The 15,546-nt window shown below is 55.6% G+C and carries 11 protein-coding genes and 1 pseudogene; 10 read left to right on the plus strand and 2 right to left on the minus strand.

Features of this window, described 5'->3' with window-relative positions; translation table 11 throughout:
* Window positions 1–178: 178 nt before the first annotated feature.
* The 8 genes and pseudogenes from F3I20_RS24115 to F3I20_RS06320 all read left to right on the plus strand — a co-directional run.
* Window positions 179–384: pseudogene (locus F3I20_RS24115) on the plus strand (hypothetical protein); the annotation flags it as partial.
* Between the two features lie 500 nt (window positions 385–884).
* The gene (locus F3I20_RS06290; RefSeq protein ID WP_150019469.1) at window positions 885–1,823 is read left to right on the plus strand and encodes an omptin family outer membrane protease; all 939 of its coding nucleotides are present in this window, start codon (window positions 885–887) and stop codon (window positions 1,821–1,823) included.
* A 265-nt stretch (window positions 1,824–2,088) separates the two neighbouring features.
* A complete protein-coding gene (locus tag F3I20_RS06295; RefSeq protein WP_150011741.1) occupies window positions 2,089–2,652 on the plus strand; it encodes a hypothetical protein in 564 nt (187 codons plus the stop codon).
* A 657-nt stretch (window positions 2,653–3,309) separates the two neighbouring features.
* Entirely contained in the window at window positions 3,310–3,774 is a 465-nt protein-coding gene (locus tag F3I20_RS06300; RefSeq protein ID WP_150011783.1) for a (2Fe-2S)-binding protein, read from the plus strand.
* Window positions 3,771–4,763 (plus strand): FAD binding domain-containing protein, encoded by a 993-nt coding sequence (locus F3I20_RS06305; RefSeq protein ID WP_150019468.1) that lies wholly within the window; start codon window positions 3,771–3,773, stop codon window positions 4,761–4,763. The genes F3I20_RS06300 and F3I20_RS06305 overlap by 4 nt, the downstream gene beginning before the upstream one ends.
* Window positions 4,760–7,069: a xanthine dehydrogenase family protein molybdopterin-binding subunit gene (locus tag F3I20_RS06310; protein WP_150011737.1), complete on the plus strand. Its 2,310-nt coding sequence runs from the start codon at window positions 4,760–4,762 to the stop codon at window positions 7,067–7,069. Before F3I20_RS06305 ends, F3I20_RS06310 begins: the two co-directional genes overlap by 4 nt.
* 94 nt (window positions 7,070–7,163) lie before the next feature.
* The gene (locus F3I20_RS06315) at window positions 7,164–7,730 is read left to right on the plus strand and encodes a nucleotidyltransferase family protein (RefSeq protein WP_150011735.1); all 567 of its coding nucleotides are present in this window, start codon (window positions 7,164–7,166) and stop codon (window positions 7,728–7,730) included.
* On the plus strand, window positions 7,727–8,710 hold the full coding sequence (locus F3I20_RS06320; RefSeq protein WP_150011733.1) for an XdhC family protein: 984 nt from the start codon (window positions 7,727–7,729) through the stop codon (window positions 8,708–8,710). Before F3I20_RS06315 ends, F3I20_RS06320 begins: the two co-directional genes overlap by 4 nt.
* Here the strand turns inward: F3I20_RS06320 and F3I20_RS06325 are convergent.
* Together F3I20_RS06325 and F3I20_RS06330 are read right to left on the minus strand one after the other, a co-directional pair.
* Window positions 8,699–9,793, minus strand: a complete 1,095-nt coding sequence (locus F3I20_RS06325; protein ID WP_223811681.1) for an ABC transporter substrate-binding protein — start codon at window positions 9,791–9,793, stop codon at window positions 8,699–8,701. The two genes, F3I20_RS06320 and F3I20_RS06325, sit on opposite strands and share 12 nt — an antisense overlap.
* Before the next feature lie 34 nt (window positions 9,794–9,827).
* On the minus strand, window positions 9,828–11,948 hold the full coding sequence (locus F3I20_RS06330) for a TonB-dependent siderophore receptor (RefSeq protein WP_150011729.1): 2,121 nt from the start codon (window positions 11,946–11,948) through the stop codon (window positions 9,828–9,830).
* Window positions 11,949–12,419: 471 nt separating this feature from the next.
* Here F3I20_RS06330 and F3I20_RS06335 point away from each other — a divergent pair, with 471 nt between their 5' ends.
* Both F3I20_RS06335 and F3I20_RS06340 read left to right on the plus strand, forming a co-directional pair.
* Window positions 12,420–13,310 carry a MurR/RpiR family transcriptional regulator gene (locus F3I20_RS06335; protein WP_150011727.1) on the plus strand — a complete coding sequence of 297 codons (891 nt, stop codon included), beginning with the start codon at window positions 12,420–12,422 and terminating at the stop codon, window positions 13,308–13,310.
* Between the two features lie 194 nt (window positions 13,311–13,504).
* Entirely contained in the window at window positions 13,505–15,478 is a 1,974-nt protein-coding gene (locus tag F3I20_RS06340; protein WP_150011725.1) for an autotransporter outer membrane beta-barrel domain-containing protein, read from the plus strand.
* Window positions 15,479–15,546 lie beyond the last annotated feature (68 nt).

The raw sequence follows: 15,546 nt of genomic DNA on the forward strand, positions 1-15,546 counted from the left end.
CCGGTGGTCTGCTTTTCCGGCAGATGACGATGGGTAACAGGCATCTGTCTGTCACCCAGCGGTCAGACAACATTCGTCTTTCAGTTTCTGACTACAGGAAAAAGAGCATGAAAGGGAACAGGGGGGAGAGTAAAGATACCCCTGTTGCCTCGTGATTCCACCTGAAGTCAGCCATGCCGCCTTAATGCGCTTTATGGCCCGGCTCGAACTGAATAAGAGTGCCGCAGCCTGAGCTGGGACGCTGAGAAATCTAACTCCCGCGCTAACCATTTTAATCACGCTTCGGGTGGAAGGGCAGATGACAGCATTGTGAATGATTCGCTTAGCGCTAAGCCTGAGCAAAACTGCCTGTACTGTACCCCGCGGCACTGCCGGTTAAGCTAGTGCATAGAACTTTCGACCTGCCGTTAACGCTGGCAGACCTTGCAAAATGTAAAATAGCACCTATGTGCACTGTGCGGGGATGGTCATCGCATCATTTACTGGTGCTAAAAAACCTCACTTCAGAAAACATCTCTTCTTATTGTCGTTATCGTTTCATTTCTCTTTTTCCCCCTAAGGCGGATATTTGCCAGCCGCACCAGTTGCTCGCCTCAAAACAAATTTCTGGCCGGGCAAAAGAGGGGCTGATGACTGACGAACTGCGAAATAACAAAAATAATTAATGTTTTTCAAAAAGTAGCCGATGAAGGAATTTGCCTTAACGGACAAAGCTGCGAGCGAAAAGGGTTAAAAAATCCGCGGCTTCGCATGGGCCGTCGCGCAGGCTTTCGTCAGGGCTTCGGGGCTTGTACCCCCGCAGGTGAGTAGAGAAGCGCAGCAGCCGTGCTACGAAAAGAACGGCGCTGCTGTACAGGGATTATTTTTATGGATATGGAATTGAAATGAAAAAAAGCACCGTTGCAGTGATGATGATGGCGACTCTGTCAGGCGGAGCCTGTGCAGATACAGATCGATTTTCACCGAATTTTTCCCCGGAAAGCTTTACTGTGTCGACGTCAGCCGGGATGCTGAGTGGCAAATCTCATGAGATGGTTTACGACACCGGGACAGGCCGAAAAGTCAGTCAGCTGGACTGGAAAATAAAGAATGTTGCTATTCTTAAAGGCGAGTTATCCTGGGATGCATACTCATTTCTGACGCTGAATGCGCGAGGCTGGACCTCACTGGCTTCTGGTTCGGGTCATATGGACGACTATGACTGGCTCGATGACAACCAGTCTGACTGGACGGACCATTCATCCCATCCTCGCACAGATGTTAATTACGCCAATGAATACGATCTCAATGTAAAAGGCTGGGCGTTACAGGGCGATAACTATAAAGCCGGGCTGACTGCTGGTTATCAGGAAACCCGTCTAAGCTGGACAGCTTTTGGCGGTTCATACAATTACGATAACGGCGCTTCTACGGGTGATTTCCCAAGAGGCGAGCGCGGTATTGGCTATAGCCAGCGTTTTTCCATGCCGTATATTGGCCTTGCGGGCCAGTATCGTATTAACGACTTTGAATTTAACGCCTTATTTAAATTCAGTGACTGGGTGCGGGCACACGATAATGACGAGCATTACATGCGCGATCTTACCTTCCGGGAGAAAGTGACTCATTCGCGGTACTACGGAACATCGGTAGATGCCGGCTATTATGTCACGCCAAATGCCAAAGTGTTTGCCGAATTCACCTACAGCAAATATGAAGAAGGCAAAGGCAGTACTCAGATTATTGACAGATTCTCTGGTGAATCAGCATCCCTTGGTGGAGATGCGGCTGGTATATCAAACAAAAACTATACCATTACAGCCGGTCTGCAATACCGGTTCTGATTCGCCTCTGCATGCCAGTTGATAATGTAACGTAAAGCCCCTTTGGGGCTTTTTAAAAGTTCAGCAAAAAGATAAAAATAGTCATTTCGTATGTAAATTCACAATTAAATTAATATGCTAACTTTTTGAGATGAAATCTCATCCCGGCAGGTCTGCCTCTTTTTTTATCGTGATTGAAAATCTTATTCAGTCGATACATATCGTTAAAAGCTATTGCCGTTTTCTGATAGCGTCCAGCACAACGCATCTTAGGAAGAGAAAATAAATGCCTGTCATCCCGAATGTTATGAGAATTGCTGCGTTTTTCCCCGTTATTTTGCTCACTGGCTGTTCCACGCTGTTACCCCTTAATTACACAGATTACGAAGGTAAAGATGCAGCGACGGTGGTGGCCATCAATCCAGAGGGATTTGTGGGTACATTTTATCTTTCGGTCTATGAGAAGAAAGGCAACTGTTATGACAGGGTTGATCGTCATCAGCTGGAGTCAAATCTTATCCCCTCTGCAGGGCGAGTTATGACCGCAAAGGTCAAGCCTGGCAGGCTCATGGCTTTTCAGCAGCTCAACACGATAATGAGCGATTACGACACACAAGGAAAAAAAACGAGATTCCCGGAAAGCTATTTACTCTCACAGTGGGTTCCATTTATTCCACAACCAGGCAAACGCTACTTTCTTGATACTAAATATGGTCCTCGGGAGATTTCGGCGGATTATTCTATTACTGTTCATTCAGACCCGGCCAGAATTGCGTCTGATTTTAAAACGCTCCCTCAGAATAACTGGGATGCCAGAAATCGTTGTCAGCATCTTATAGGCGGCAGCTGATCATGATTCAACTATCACTGTAATATCGTCACACTGAAGGCATGTTAAAAAATCGGCCAGTATCGCTGACACAGGAAGGGTTTGAGCATTTCTGCCACTCTCGCAGAGGACATGTATAGCCTTTAGAAAAGACTGGCATATCAATCCGCCAGAGACCCTCTTTCTGACCAGACTTCTCATCTGAAACATGTCTGATTAAGCACACCTGAACGCGCCAGTTCTTCTGCAAGAGCTGGCGTCATCAGGTGATCAGCCTTTTCATTCCGCCTGCTATCAGCCTTGCCACTGCGACTGGCGGATGATGTCGGGGCTGCCATTTGTGGAAAAATTAGTGAGGCGGCCACATCAATCCTGTAAGCGATACAGGCTGGAAAAATCAAGTAATATATCCTTTAAATTCAATAAAATGAATTCGCTATAGCTAATGTTATATAGCGCTGTGCTTGCCTTTTTGCCTCGGATAACGCTGACTTTTTCCCGACATGCCCGCCAGATTGCTAAAAAGCTGCTAAACCTTAAGACACAGATACGCGCGTAAAGATTAGGGTTATCACGATTTTCCCCGATTTAACTCCCGTCAGAACAAAACCTATAAAAAACCATCTTTTAGCCTCCAACAAGGGGAAGCAGACAATGTCGGAAAAAATATCGCTAACAATGCAGGTCAATGGTCAGTCGCAACAGATGCAGATCGATCCGCGAGTTACTCTGCTCGACGCCCTGCGCGAGCATCTTAATCTGACCGGCACCAAAAAGGGCTGCGATCAGGGACAGTGCGGTGCCTGCACCGTACTGATTAATGGTCAGCGGGTGCTGAGCTGCCTGACGCTGGCAGCCCAGGCGGATGGTGCTGACGTCACCAGCATTGAAGGACTGGCTTCCACCGAAGGTGAATTGCATCCGGTGCAGCGCTGCTTTATGGAGAAGGATGCCTTCCAGTGCGGTTATTGCACGCCGGGTCAGATCATGTCTGCTGTTGCCTGCATCAAAGAAGGTCATGCCGGTTCTGAAGATGAGATTCGGGAATATATGAGCGGTAATCTTTGCCGTTGTGGCGCTTATCCGCACATCGTCGATGCGATTAAACAGGCCGCTGCTGAGATGGCGAAGGAGTCCGCATGAATGAATTCAGCTGGAAAGTTGCGCAGTCACCTGAAGAGGCTGCCACTCTGAAACAGCAGCCCGGCAGCCAGTTGCTGGCGGGCGGCACGACGCAGCTCGATCTGATGAAGTGCGGCGTCTTCACGCCTCCGCAGTTAATTGGCATCAGCGGGATAACGGCGCTTAAAAACCTGCAATTTGACGACGAAAAAATCACTGCCGGTGCACTGGTGACCATGAGCCAGTTGGCCGACCATCCCGCCTGCCAGCAGAATGCACCTGCCATCTATGGCAGCCTGTGGCAGGCTGCATCCCCGCAGATTCGTAATATGGCGTCATTGGGCGGGAATTTACGCCAGCGCACCCGTTGTAACTACTACCGTGACCCGGCAACGTTCCCGGCCTGCAACAAACGCAATCCCGGTTCCGGTTGCGCCGCCCTGGATGGCGTTAACAGCAATCATGCGATTCTGGGTGCCAGCGACAGCTGCATTGCGGTCTATCCCGGCGATCTGGCGGTTGCGCTGGTGGCGTTTGACGCCATTGTCGTTCTGCAGAATCAGCAGGGCGAAACCCGCCGCATCGCAATTGATGACTTCTTCCTGCTGCCGGGCGACACGCCTGATCGTGAGCACGATCTGCGCGATGACGAGATCATTGTGGCCATTGACGTGCCACAAACTGAGTCACTCCGGCACTCACACTACCTCAAAGTCCGCGACCGCAGCTCCTATGAGTTTGCAGCAGCCAGCGCGGCCGCAGGCTTCACGCTGGAAAACGGCGTGATGCGTGACGTGCATATCGCGCTCGGCGGCGTCGCGACCAAACCCTGGCGCGTCCGATCGGTCGAGCAGGCGCTGGAAGGGCAGCCGTTTAATGAAGAGAGGGTGTTTCAGGCGGCAGAACGGATTATTCAGGAGACGCAGGCGCTGACCCACAACGCGTACAAAGTAAAACTGGCACCGCGAGTCATTGCACGCGCGCTAATGGCAGCAGGAGAAACCGCATGAGTGAAGTAAACGACAAAGCGCGTCCGGATGTGATCAACGCGAACTCAGCGGCAGACACCCGGGTTGAAGGCCTGGGCGCTGCCCGCTCGCGTGGCGATGGTAAAGTGAAAGTTACCGGTGAAGCGCGTTATGCGATTGAACATCAGCCGGAAAATCCACTCTACGGCGTGGTGATCCAGTCTACGGTTGCCAGCGGCCGCATCAGCCGCATGTCGACGGAAAAGGCGCAGCAGGCCGCAGGCGTGCTGGCGGTGTATACCCATCTGAATACGCTGAAGATCAACAAGCCCACGGCGATTGCCGATGGCGGCGCGGCGCAGTCAACCTACACCCCGATTCAGGACGATGTGATTATTCACAACGGTCAGAATATTGGTCTGGTTGTCGCCGAAACGTTTGAGCAGGCGACCTATGCCGCCTCGCTGGTGGAAGTTGAATATGAAACGTCCGATGCACTGATTTTTGCTACCGATGAGGGCGTGGAGCCGAAACCGCTCCCGAAGCAAGATATCGATATCGGCGATGCCGAGTCGGCTATGCAGCAGGCTGAGGTACGCCTGAGCCAGCGTTACACCACTCCGCGTGAATACAACATGCCGATGGAGCCGCACGCCTGTGTGGCGGAGTGGCAGGATGGGCGCATTACCGTCTGGGAGCCAAGCCAGTGGGTAGCCGGCGCGCAGGTGGAAATTGCCGAATGGATGGGCATTGAGGTGGAAAACGTGCGGATCATCTCACCGTATGTCGGCGGTGGATTTGGCTCTAAGCCGGTGCCTTACACCCACGTTGCGCTGGCGACAGTCGCCTCGCGGGCACTGCAGCGCCCAATCAAAGTGTCACTGACCCGCCCGCAGACGTTCACCGGGCTTGGCGGGCGTCCGGCGACCTCGCAGCAGCTGGAGCTGGGCGCATCGCGCGACGGCAAAATCCAGGCGATTATCCAGCGCAGCTTCAGTGAAACGTCACTCATCGACGTCTTTGCCGAGAACTGCAGCAAAGTCACCGCCCGCATGTATGCGGTAGGCAATGTCTCCGCCCGGCATCAGGTCAGGCCAATCAATACCGTGACGCCAGGCTGGATGCGCGCACCAGGTGAAAATCCAAGTGCCTTTGGACTGGAAGTGGCGATGGATGAGATGGCCTATGCCCTGAACATCGATCCGCTGGAGCTGCGTCTGCGCAACTGGGCAGATAAAGATTATCAGCTCGACCTGCCGTGGAGTTCTCGCCGTCTGAAAGAAGCCTATCAGAAAGGCGCAGAAGCCTTTGGCTGGGACAATCGCATCATGACGCCGCGCTCAATGCGCGAAGGGCGTGAACTGATTGGCTGGGGCATGGCCTCCGGCACCTATCCGGTCAACAAACTTCCTGCTGAAGCGAAAATTATCCTGACGCCGCAGGGCAAATTTGTGGTGCAGTGCGGTGGTGCAGATATCGGCACCGGGACCTATACCATTCTGGCGCAGACCGCTGCGGACATTCTGGGTGTCGCCTCTACCACCATTGAAGTAGAGCTGGGTGACACCGAGCTGCCGCGCGCGGGTGTAGCGGGCGGATCGCAGCTGGCGGGTAACGTGACCGCGGCGGTGAACGACACGGCCAAACGGATGCGCGATCAGCTGCTGAAGCTGGCCAGTGAACTGCCACAGTCGCCACTGAAAGGCACGCCTGCGTCTCAGCTCACGCTGAAAGGCAACGGGGTACAGCATAATCAGCGTAGCGATCTCGCCGTTTCCTTTGCTCAGCTGGCGACGCTGGCCCCGGCGGAGAGTCTCACCGTGAAAGGCGGCACCTTCCCGGACGATATGTCAGAAAGCGAGCGCGACAAGATGGTGCGTAATCTTAATGACGGCACCCGCCCCGAAAAATTCTCTGCCCATAGCTGGAGTGCGCAGTTTGTTGAGGTCCGGGTCGATGAAGATTTCGGTACCATTCGGGTTAAACGGATGGTGGCAGCGCTCGACAGCGGTCGTCTCTATAACCCGAAACTGGCGCGCAGCCAGTGGATTGGCGGCATGATCATGGGGGTGGGTCAGGCGCTGATGGAGGAGGGCATCGTCGATCCGCGTAACGGTCGGGTAATCAATAATAACCTCGCAGACTACCTGGTGCCGGTTAATGGCGACATCCCGAGCATTACGACCATCAACGTGGGCGAGCCTGATTTCGAGGCGACCACAATGGGCGGCAAACCGGTGGGTGAACTGGGTATTGTCGGCGTTGCGGCAGCGATCAGTAATGCGGTGTTCCATGCCACCGGCAAGCGCGTGCGCGACCTGCCGATTACGCTCGACAAGCTTATCTGAACCGGTTCCTGACCTGCTGCCAGCAGGCCGGACTGTGGTTATGCGGGCGCGGGCTAAGCCTGCGCCCGTTTTTCACGCATAGCGGAGAAAGAGAGTGAAGATTGCGCTGATTGTACTGGCCGCCGGGCTGAGTCAACGTTTTCGCCAGCAGGCGGGCGGGCATAAGCTGCTGGCTGATCTTGAAGGCAAAGCGGTATTGCAGCGCACGCTGGAGCAGGCCGCTGCCAGCGGGCTTGACCTGTTCGTGGTGACCCGTCCCGACGCACTGGCAATCCAGTCGCTTTGCTCGCGGGCGACTGTCGTGCTGTGCGACAGCGGCGGGCTTGGCGAGTCCATCACGGCGGGCGTGAATGCCAGCCGTGACTACGACGGCTGGCTGATTGCGCTGGGCGATATGCCGTTTGTGACGCCCGAAAGTTACCGCGCCGTCAGTACCGCGCTGGCGCATGCGCCGATCGTCAGGCCATTTATTGAGGGCAAGCCGGGCCATCCGGTGGGTTTTCAGAATCACTATTTCCCAGTACTGAGCACGTTACAGGGCGATGCCGGACGCCAGGCGATAGTGAAGTCACAGGCCGTCCCGCTGGAGCTTCACGATCGCGGTTGCCTCTGTGATATCGATTTCCCTTCTGATCTGCAGCTGATAAAGGAATTTTCATGATAACGCTGGATCAACGCGTGATTAATGCAGCACTGAGCAGTTGCCAGGCGGGCCAGCAGGTCTGGCTCTGCACGGTGCTGCGCACCTATGGCTCTTCGCCGCGCGCACCCGGGACACTTATGACGGTTAACGAAACCGGCGCGTATTGCGGATCGCTGTCAGGCGGTTGCATCGAAGAGGACTTTCTGGCGCAGCTGGCGGCGGGGGCGTATCGCGCCAGCAGTCAGCGGGTACGCTACGGTGAGGGCGGGATGCGTCCTGACGTCAGCCTGCCGTGCGGCGGCAGTCTGGAAATCGTCATTGAGTTTTTGCCGCCCGATGATGCCACGCTGGCGCTGCTGACGGCGATGCAGCGTGCGCTGAGCGGGCAACAGCCGCTGGTAAAAATAATACGGCCAGGCGAGCGCGCGCAGTGGGAGGCGATAGCCGCCGACAGGAGGCTGCCCGCACTGGATGCCAGCGAGCAGCAAATGTTATTGCCGGTAGGCGCGATTCCGGAACTCCTGATCGCGGGCTACTCCAGCGTGGCACATGAGTGCATCCGGCTGGGACAGATGCTGGGCTTTCACGTGCGGGTCTGTGAGCACCGACCGGAAATGCGAACGGAGCTGGAAAGTCACTTCAGCGACGCGGATAACGTGACGCTGGTGTCACAGCATCCGGCGCGCTGGCTGGAGCTGAACGGGGCGCACGCCGCGGTGGCGATTGTGGCACTGACCCACGATCCGCGCATTGATGACCTGACGATGATGGAGGCGATTGCAACCCCCGCATTCTACATCGGCATCATGGGTTCGGCGAAAAACAGTGAGAAACGACGGGCACGTCTGCAACAGTTCGCCGGGATGGATCGGGCCGAGCTGGACCGCATCCATGCGCCCATCGGCCTGCCTATCGGCAGCAAGACCCCGGCGGAGATTGCGGTGTCGGTCATGGCCGATATCGTCCGGGTGAAGAATAACGGGCAGTCAACTGCCTGAGCCCGCCGTCTTCTCAGGGGCCAGCCGATAAAGATAGCTGCCGGAATAAGGGATAGGCAGGAAATTACGAAACAACTGCTGTAACGTCTGCTCGGGATCGACGTCGCGGAACAGCTGCGGATAGAGCGTGGTAGCAAAGAATTCGGTCGCTACGACGTGCCACGGACTCAGGTAAAAGTTGTGCCAGATAGCTCCGGTATGCCCCTCCCGTAGCGCGGTCAGCTGCTTCAGCGCATTCTGCTGACCGGTCAGTGCCAGCAGGCTCTGCCGGGTCTGCAGCGTGGTGACGGCGGGGCCGAGCTTCAGCGCGCTCACCTCATCGGCGCTGCCGGTGCCGGTGGCAAAGTAGTACTCCGGCTGGGCCACAATCACGCTCTCCTCACTCAGCCGTCCGAACACGCCTTTGATCTGCTGGCTGGCGATGTTATTGCCACCAGCAAACGTCAGCAGCTCACCCAGATTGCCATTCACCGAGGTGACGCAGCATTCGCTGCGTCGTCCAAGATGTAACTGTAACAGCACGGACGGTTTCGGGCCGTGATAATCCGCCAGCCGATCGGCAATGCGCTGCATGTGGCTGCGGTAGAAGTGATTAAACTCAGCCGCGCGCTGCGGCTGATTTAGCACCTCACCCAGCAAAGTGATGCTGCGCTCGGTGTTTTTCAGCAGATTAACCCGCAGATCGATCTTCACCACCGGGATATGCGCCGCAGCGAGCATCTTCTCCAGCACGGCGCTGTTTTCACTGTCGCGCGCCAGCTGCGGCAGGATCACCACATCGGGTTTAAGTGCGATGACCTGTTCGGAGTTCATATCGTTAACGCCATCCAGCCCCACCACGGGAATCGTCTCCATTTGCGCAAACTGGCGGGCAAAAATCTGCCAGGTTTGAGGATCGTACTTTTTCAGATCCTGCGGCCAGCCGACAATATGCTGCAGCGGATTACCGGGCGTCAGCAGCGCGACGCTGTAGAGCATCCGGCTTTCACCCAGCACAATGCGCTGCGGATGGTCGGGAATCGTGACCTGGCGACCGGTGATGTCGGTCAGTGTTCGGGCATGTGCGCCAGCACTGAACAGCATCACGGTGATCGTCAGCAGCACTGCGCGTAGCGAGTTAAAATTCAACACGGGCCTGTACCACCAGGTTACGGGTTTCGCCTTCACGGACGCGCAAATTGCCGCCGCTTGAACTGTAGTAGTGCTGGTTAAACAGATTATTGATATTCAGACGCAGCTGGGTTTTTTCACCGAACAGGCGGTTGTTCCATACCACGAAGCTGTCTGCCACTACATAGTCGGGCAGGGTGAAGCTGTTATCAGGATCGCCCGCACGGCTGCCGACATAGCGCGCACCGCCGCCGAGCCTGAACGTGCCGGGCAGGGCGGTGATCTGCATATCATGACTCAGATAGAGCGCACCGGCATGACGCGGCGCATTCTGCAGGCGATTGCCGTTGTTATCCGGATTCACACGGTCGCTGACGATCTCTGCCTGATCATAGCTGTAGTTCGCACTCAAATCCCAGCCGGGTGCGATTTCACCGTTAAGCTCAAATTCAGCGCCGCTCGAACGGGCTTTATCAATCGCTCGCGTGCTGCCATTGATGTTCAGCGACATCGCTTTTTCATCAATCCGGTAGAGCGCCACTGTTGCCAGCAGTGTCGGCGATAGCTGCCATTTGCTGCCGACTTCCCAGCTCGTACCCTGTTCCGGCTTGCCAACATTACCGTCATCATCCACATCGGTGGATGGCGTAAACGATTTGCTGACGCTGGTGTAGAAAGAGAGGTCAGGCGTGAGTTTGTAAATCACCCCGGCCTGCGGCAGAAACTTATTGCCCTCATCGTTCAGAATTTCTGACTGGGGATTAACGCCGCGGGAGGCGCGCTGTTCATAATGCTGATAACGGCCGCCCAGCACCACTATCCAGTCCTGTGTGAGTGAAATACTGTCTTTGGCGTAGAGTGATCGGCTATGAATACGGTTCAGGTTGTTGGCCCCGGTAGTGTTTTCAGTGCTGTCATCTGTAACCGGTGACAGCATGTCATAGTCGGGATTGAAGTAGTTGAACTGGCGGTTGACCTTACCCTGATACTGATGGGCGCGATAAGTCTGATTCATCTCATAATCAGTGCCTGCCACAAGTGCATGTTGCATGCCCAGAATCTCCGGGTTGCCCAGCAGATCCCAGCTCACATATTTGGTTTTGTGGTTAAATCCGCGATTGGCATCGGCGCGACGAGTCACCACGCCCGTGCTGGCATTGACCGCCGTTACGCGCACCTCATTGTTGTCATAGCGCCGTTGATTCCAGCCCAGGGTGAGCCGGGTGCGCCACTCATCATTAAACTGCCAGTCATAGTGGGCATTCAGCGTTTTGTTATGGCCCCAGGCGTGGTTGGCTTTGTCATCCAGACGATCTTTGTAAGCAATATCGATCGGCCTGCCGTCGATAAAGGCCGTGCCGCGGTCGTAGGGAATGTCATAACGGTAGTCGGCATAGCTGATCAGAAAGCTGGCCTGCTCGCCAAACCATTGCAGAGAGGGTGCCAGCAGCGTGTGCTCTTCGCTGCCAAAGTTGCGCCAGTAATCCTGATTCTGCTTTTCGGCGATGAGCCGGAAGGCAAAACCATTGCCCAGCGGGCCGGTGACATCCAGCGTACCTGCACCGCCACCTTCACTGACATAACGTCCGGTAACGCTGGAGTGCCAGCTGTATTGCGGTTTTTTGCTGACCACATTGATAATGCCGCCCGGATTCTGAATGCCATACAGTAGCGAGGAGGAGCCTTTCAGCACCTCAACCCGTTCGGTCGTGGCATCAAAATTGAGCCCCTGACTGCTGCGGATGCCATCCCGGTAGACCGACCCATCAGCGTTACTGCCAAAACCGCGTCGTACAAAGCCATCTTCGGTACCCGCCAGCGTGTTGGCCTCTGAAACGCCGCTGACAAAGCGCATCGCATCCGCCAGTGAGCTGGCCTGGAAATCCTCCAGCTGCTGTTGTGTCACCACGCTGACCGATTGCGCCTCATTGAGTCGCGCCGTCGGCATTTTGCTGGTAACGCTGCTCTCGCTGGCGCTGTAATTTCCCTCTGAGTTAGCATCGGCGGTCACGGTTATATCCGAGGCGCTGTCGGCGGCTGCATTGACCTGCGGCATCATCATGCTTCCGCAAATCGCCACGACCAGAGCGGGGTGCCGGGCCGGATATCGCGAGTCTCTGTTTTTCATTTTTCTTTTCGTGTCTGTTTCTGGCAGTTTCTGAAGCAAATTCGCCCTGATGACTGGCTGTTATACAGGGCTTCCCTGGAGGTGGTCTGCAATATGCAGCGCTATAAGCAGAAGAGAACGGCATTCGGTTTCAGACATCATTATGTTGCCCGGACGACAATGCTTCTCATCTGTAATTGATAATCATTCAAACATTCGGTAGTGTAGTAGTAAATATAATTTGAACAGAATTTACTACATTTTTGCCGTATCGATTTTTAATGGCTCACAGTTCAGGCGACTGATTTATTTTATTGAAAATAATAATTATTATTTCATGTCGAGATGACAGGATATTTTTAAACCCTATCATTTGCAGGTGAAATCCAGCATGGCATCACGCTTTCACTACATTTTTTACTGTGAAATGTCCTCCATTAACCCGATCGGTAATAAGCCTTTCGGACCTGTAACGCGAGCAGCAGGAACAACATGAAACAGAACCGGCCAGGTAAAAACAGGGTGGATGTAATGGCAGAGCGTCTTCGCGCCCGCGAAAAGCAGCTTTCTCCTCGTCTGCTGGCTGTGGCGCGTTATATCGATCAACAGCGTGAAACGGTACTTGAAAGCACGGCGATGGAAATCGCCGTGGCGAATGCTACCTCTGATGCCACCGTGATTCGTGCTATTCAGGCACTGGGATTTAGCGGGCTGCGCGACCTTAAACAGACGCTCAGGAGCTGGTTTGGTGCCTCGCTGACCTCGGAAGATAAGATGATCACCACGGTCAGTGAGGTGACCAGTGACGTAAACAGCGCCATCGACTTTGTACTTGCGGGCCACCGGCATGCCTGTGAGGTGCTGTCGCAGCCGCAGAACCGGGTGGCGATGGCAGACGCCGTGGCGCTACTGAGTGAGGCGCGGGAAGTGGCTATTTTTGGCATTAACGCCTCAGGGATTCTGGCCGACTACAGCGTGCGGCTGCTGAACCGCATCGGCCTGCCCGCCTTTTCGCTTAATCGCGCCGGGATTGCGCTGGCAGAGCAGATGCTGGCGCTACAGCGTGGCGATGTGCTGATAATGATGGCGCAACAGTCGGCGCACCGGGAAGGGACCACCGTAGTGCGAGAGGCGAAACGGCTGGATATCCCGATTATTCTGCTCACCAACGCCACCGACTCTTTTTTTGCACGCGAGGCGGATGTGGTGATCAATGTGCCTCGCGGTGGCGAGAAGGGAAGGATTCCGCTGCACGGCACCATTATGGTCTGTCTGGAGATGCTGATCCTGTCGGTAGCTTCGGCGCTGCCGCAGCGCACGGTTAAAACCATGAAACGGTTACAGGATTTCAACCGCGGGCTAAAACCTGCCAGCAAAAAGTAGCCTGCTTAACTGCGTCATGACCGGAGTTTTCCGGTAAAAACTGGCTCACCTTTAAGTCAAATTTCTCCGCTTTGCGAGCGCGATCGCGTCTTTTCATCAGCCCGTTTATCAGGGCGACTACGCTTACAGCGTGCTGTGCCTCCGGGTGCGGCTTTTACTCTTTCTCACTCACTTTGTTTTGTGCGGAGCTGCTGATGAAACCCCTTCACGCGCAATACCTTTTCTGTTGTGCCACCCTGAGCCTCCTGTCGCCGCTGCCTGCGCTGGCATGGAGCGATCTCACCGTCTTTGGCGACAGCCTGAGCGATGGCGGAAATGTAGGACGCTTTACTTATGATGGTGCGACCCATCCGCTCTATGACGAGATCCTGGCGCAGTCGCTGGGCGACACGCTGCGTCCTTCAACCCAGGGCGGTAACAACTATGCCGAGGGCGGTGCCGTCGCAGTGCCCGCGATCAATCCGCTGTTCAATACGCAGGATCAGCTTGATCGTTACCTTGCAGCGCGCGACGGACGAGCCGATCCGGACGGACTCTATATTCACTGGATTGGCGGCAATGACTTAGCGGCGGCAGCTCTTGCGCCGCTCGCTGCACAGCAGATAGTGGATAACAGCGCCAGCGCGGCGGCCTCACAGGTCAGCCGGTTACTGGATGCCGGAGCCGGCACGGTCATTGTTCCGACGGTGCCGAACGTCGGGGCAACGCCCGCGCTGCTTCAGGCGATTCTGCAGGTGCTGGGTCCGGCCGCGCAGCCTGCCACCGCAGCGCTGTTTCAGTCGCTGAGCACCACCGCCACGCCCGACCGTGCCGCCAGAGAACAGGCGATTGAAACCGCGCTTAATGAGGCAGCTGGTCAGGTCTCATCGATTCCGCTGATCCGCGATGCGCTTGCGCAACAGCTGATCGCCGCCTGGCAGTTGCTGAGTCAGGAGGCGGCGGCGCTCACCGATAGGTACAACCAGGCGGAGGAACAGGGACTGGTAGCGGCACGCGGCAATATCGCGCGGGTGGATATCAATGGCCTGTTTAATGAGGTGATTGATAACCCGCGCCTGTATGGGCTCAGCAACACGGCGGGCATGGCGTGTCCGCCCGGCGTCTCATCCATGGACTGCACCGCCTCGACGCCAGGATTTTCGCAGTCACAGCAATATCTGTTCGCCGACCGACTGCATCCCAGCCCGGCAGTGCATGCGCTGATCGCCGATTATATTCAGTCAGTGCTGAATGCGCCGCTGCAGGTGGCTGCGCTAATTCAGGCACCGTCGATGCTGGTGGGCGATGCGCAGAATACGCTGGATGGACATCTGCAACAGCAGCGTCAGCAGCCCGCCAGCGCTGGAGAGTTTACAGTTTTCGGTGGCTATGCCGGACAGCAGCGAGATTTCCGCGGTGACAGCCTGCTGGATGGGGATGCGACAAGCGCGACCGGCACCGTGGGAGTAGGCTACCAGCTGACCGAACACTGGCAGGCCGGTGCAATGCTCTCTGCCACCTCGCAACGACAGGATCCCTCGTCGCGCTTTGATTATCGTTTACGTGGCAATCTTGTGGCGCTGTGGAGCCAGTTAAATTATCTGGATCGGGGATGGATTAATGCAGATGCCCATTACGCCGATCTTAACTTTGATGATATTGAGCGTAAGGTCAGGCTGGGACCGGCGACCCGCACGGAGAAAGGCAGCAGCGACGGCAACGTGCTGGGAATGCGGGTGCAGACCGGCTGGGATTTACCGCTGGGCCGCTATGTCACTACCGGCCCGATGGCGAGCTATGCGCTCGACTATACCCAGGTGGATGGCTACAGGGAAGAGGGCAACAGCAGTACCTCGATGCGCTTTGGTGACCAGACGCTGCACGCCCAAATCGGCTCGGTGGGCTGGCGTATCGACAGCAAAGATCTCGTGATCAATCCCTGGGCGCAGGTCAGCTACAACCATCAGTTCGGTGACAGCGACGCTGCTGTTACTGCCGGATTGAAATCGACCCGTACCGCTTTTACCCGCAGCAGTGGCTCACGGGATGATAACTGGATTGACATGGCTCTGGGTGCGAGCGTGCCAATTGGCACATCGGTGAACGCGTTTGCCGGCGTTTCAGCGGTGACAGGTAACAGCGACTACCATCAGGTGACCTGGAACGTCGGGCTTAACGCCCGTTTTTGAATAATAAGTTGTATCAAAAAGCCGTGAAGGGATCGTCTGCCGCTGTCTGAAACGTTGCGGCAGACGAT

The organism is Candidatus Pantoea gossypiicola, from assembly GCF_008632075.1.
GTDB classification, from domain to species: domain Bacteria; phylum Pseudomonadota; class Gammaproteobacteria; order Enterobacterales; family Enterobacteriaceae; genus Pantoea; species Pantoea gossypiicola.

Excerpts from the sequence above, each read along its gene's own strand:
- F3I20_RS06295 (WP_150011741.1), top strand. The coding sequence starts at position 2,089 with ATGCCTGTCATCCCGAATGTTATGAGAATTGCTGCGTTTTTCCCCGTT.
- F3I20_RS06300 (WP_150011783.1), top strand. The coding sequence starts at position 3,310 with ATGCAGGTCAATGGTCAGTCGCAACAGATGCAGATCGATCCGCGAGTT.
- F3I20_RS06330 (WP_150011729.1), bottom strand. The coding sequence starts at position 11,948 with ATGAAAAACAGAGACTCGCGATATCCGGCCCGGCACCCCGCTCTGGTC.
- F3I20_RS06320 (WP_150011733.1), top strand. The coding sequence starts at position 7,727 with ATGATAACGCTGGATCAACGCGTGATTAATGCAGCACTGAGCAGTTGC.
- F3I20_RS06305 (WP_150019468.1), top strand. The coding sequence starts at position 3,771 with ATGAATGAATTCAGCTGGAAAGTTGCGCAGTCACCTGAAGAGGCTGCC.
- F3I20_RS06340 (WP_150011725.1), top strand. The coding sequence starts at position 13,505 with ATGAAACCCCTTCACGCGCAATACCTTTTCTGTTGTGCCACCCTGAGC.
- F3I20_RS06335 (WP_150011727.1), top strand. The coding sequence starts at position 12,420 with ATGAAACAGAACCGGCCAGGTAAAAACAGGGTGGATGTAATGGCAGAG.
- F3I20_RS06290 (WP_150019469.1), top strand. The coding sequence starts at position 885 with ATGAAAAAAAGCACCGTTGCAGTGATGATGATGGCGACTCTGTCAGGC.
- F3I20_RS06325 (WP_223811681.1), bottom strand. The coding sequence starts at position 9,793 with ATGCTGTTCAGTGCTGGCGCACATGCCCGAACACTGACCGACATCACC.
- F3I20_RS06310 (WP_150011737.1), top strand. The coding sequence starts at position 4,760 with ATGAGTGAAGTAAACGACAAAGCGCGTCCGGATGTGATCAACGCGAAC.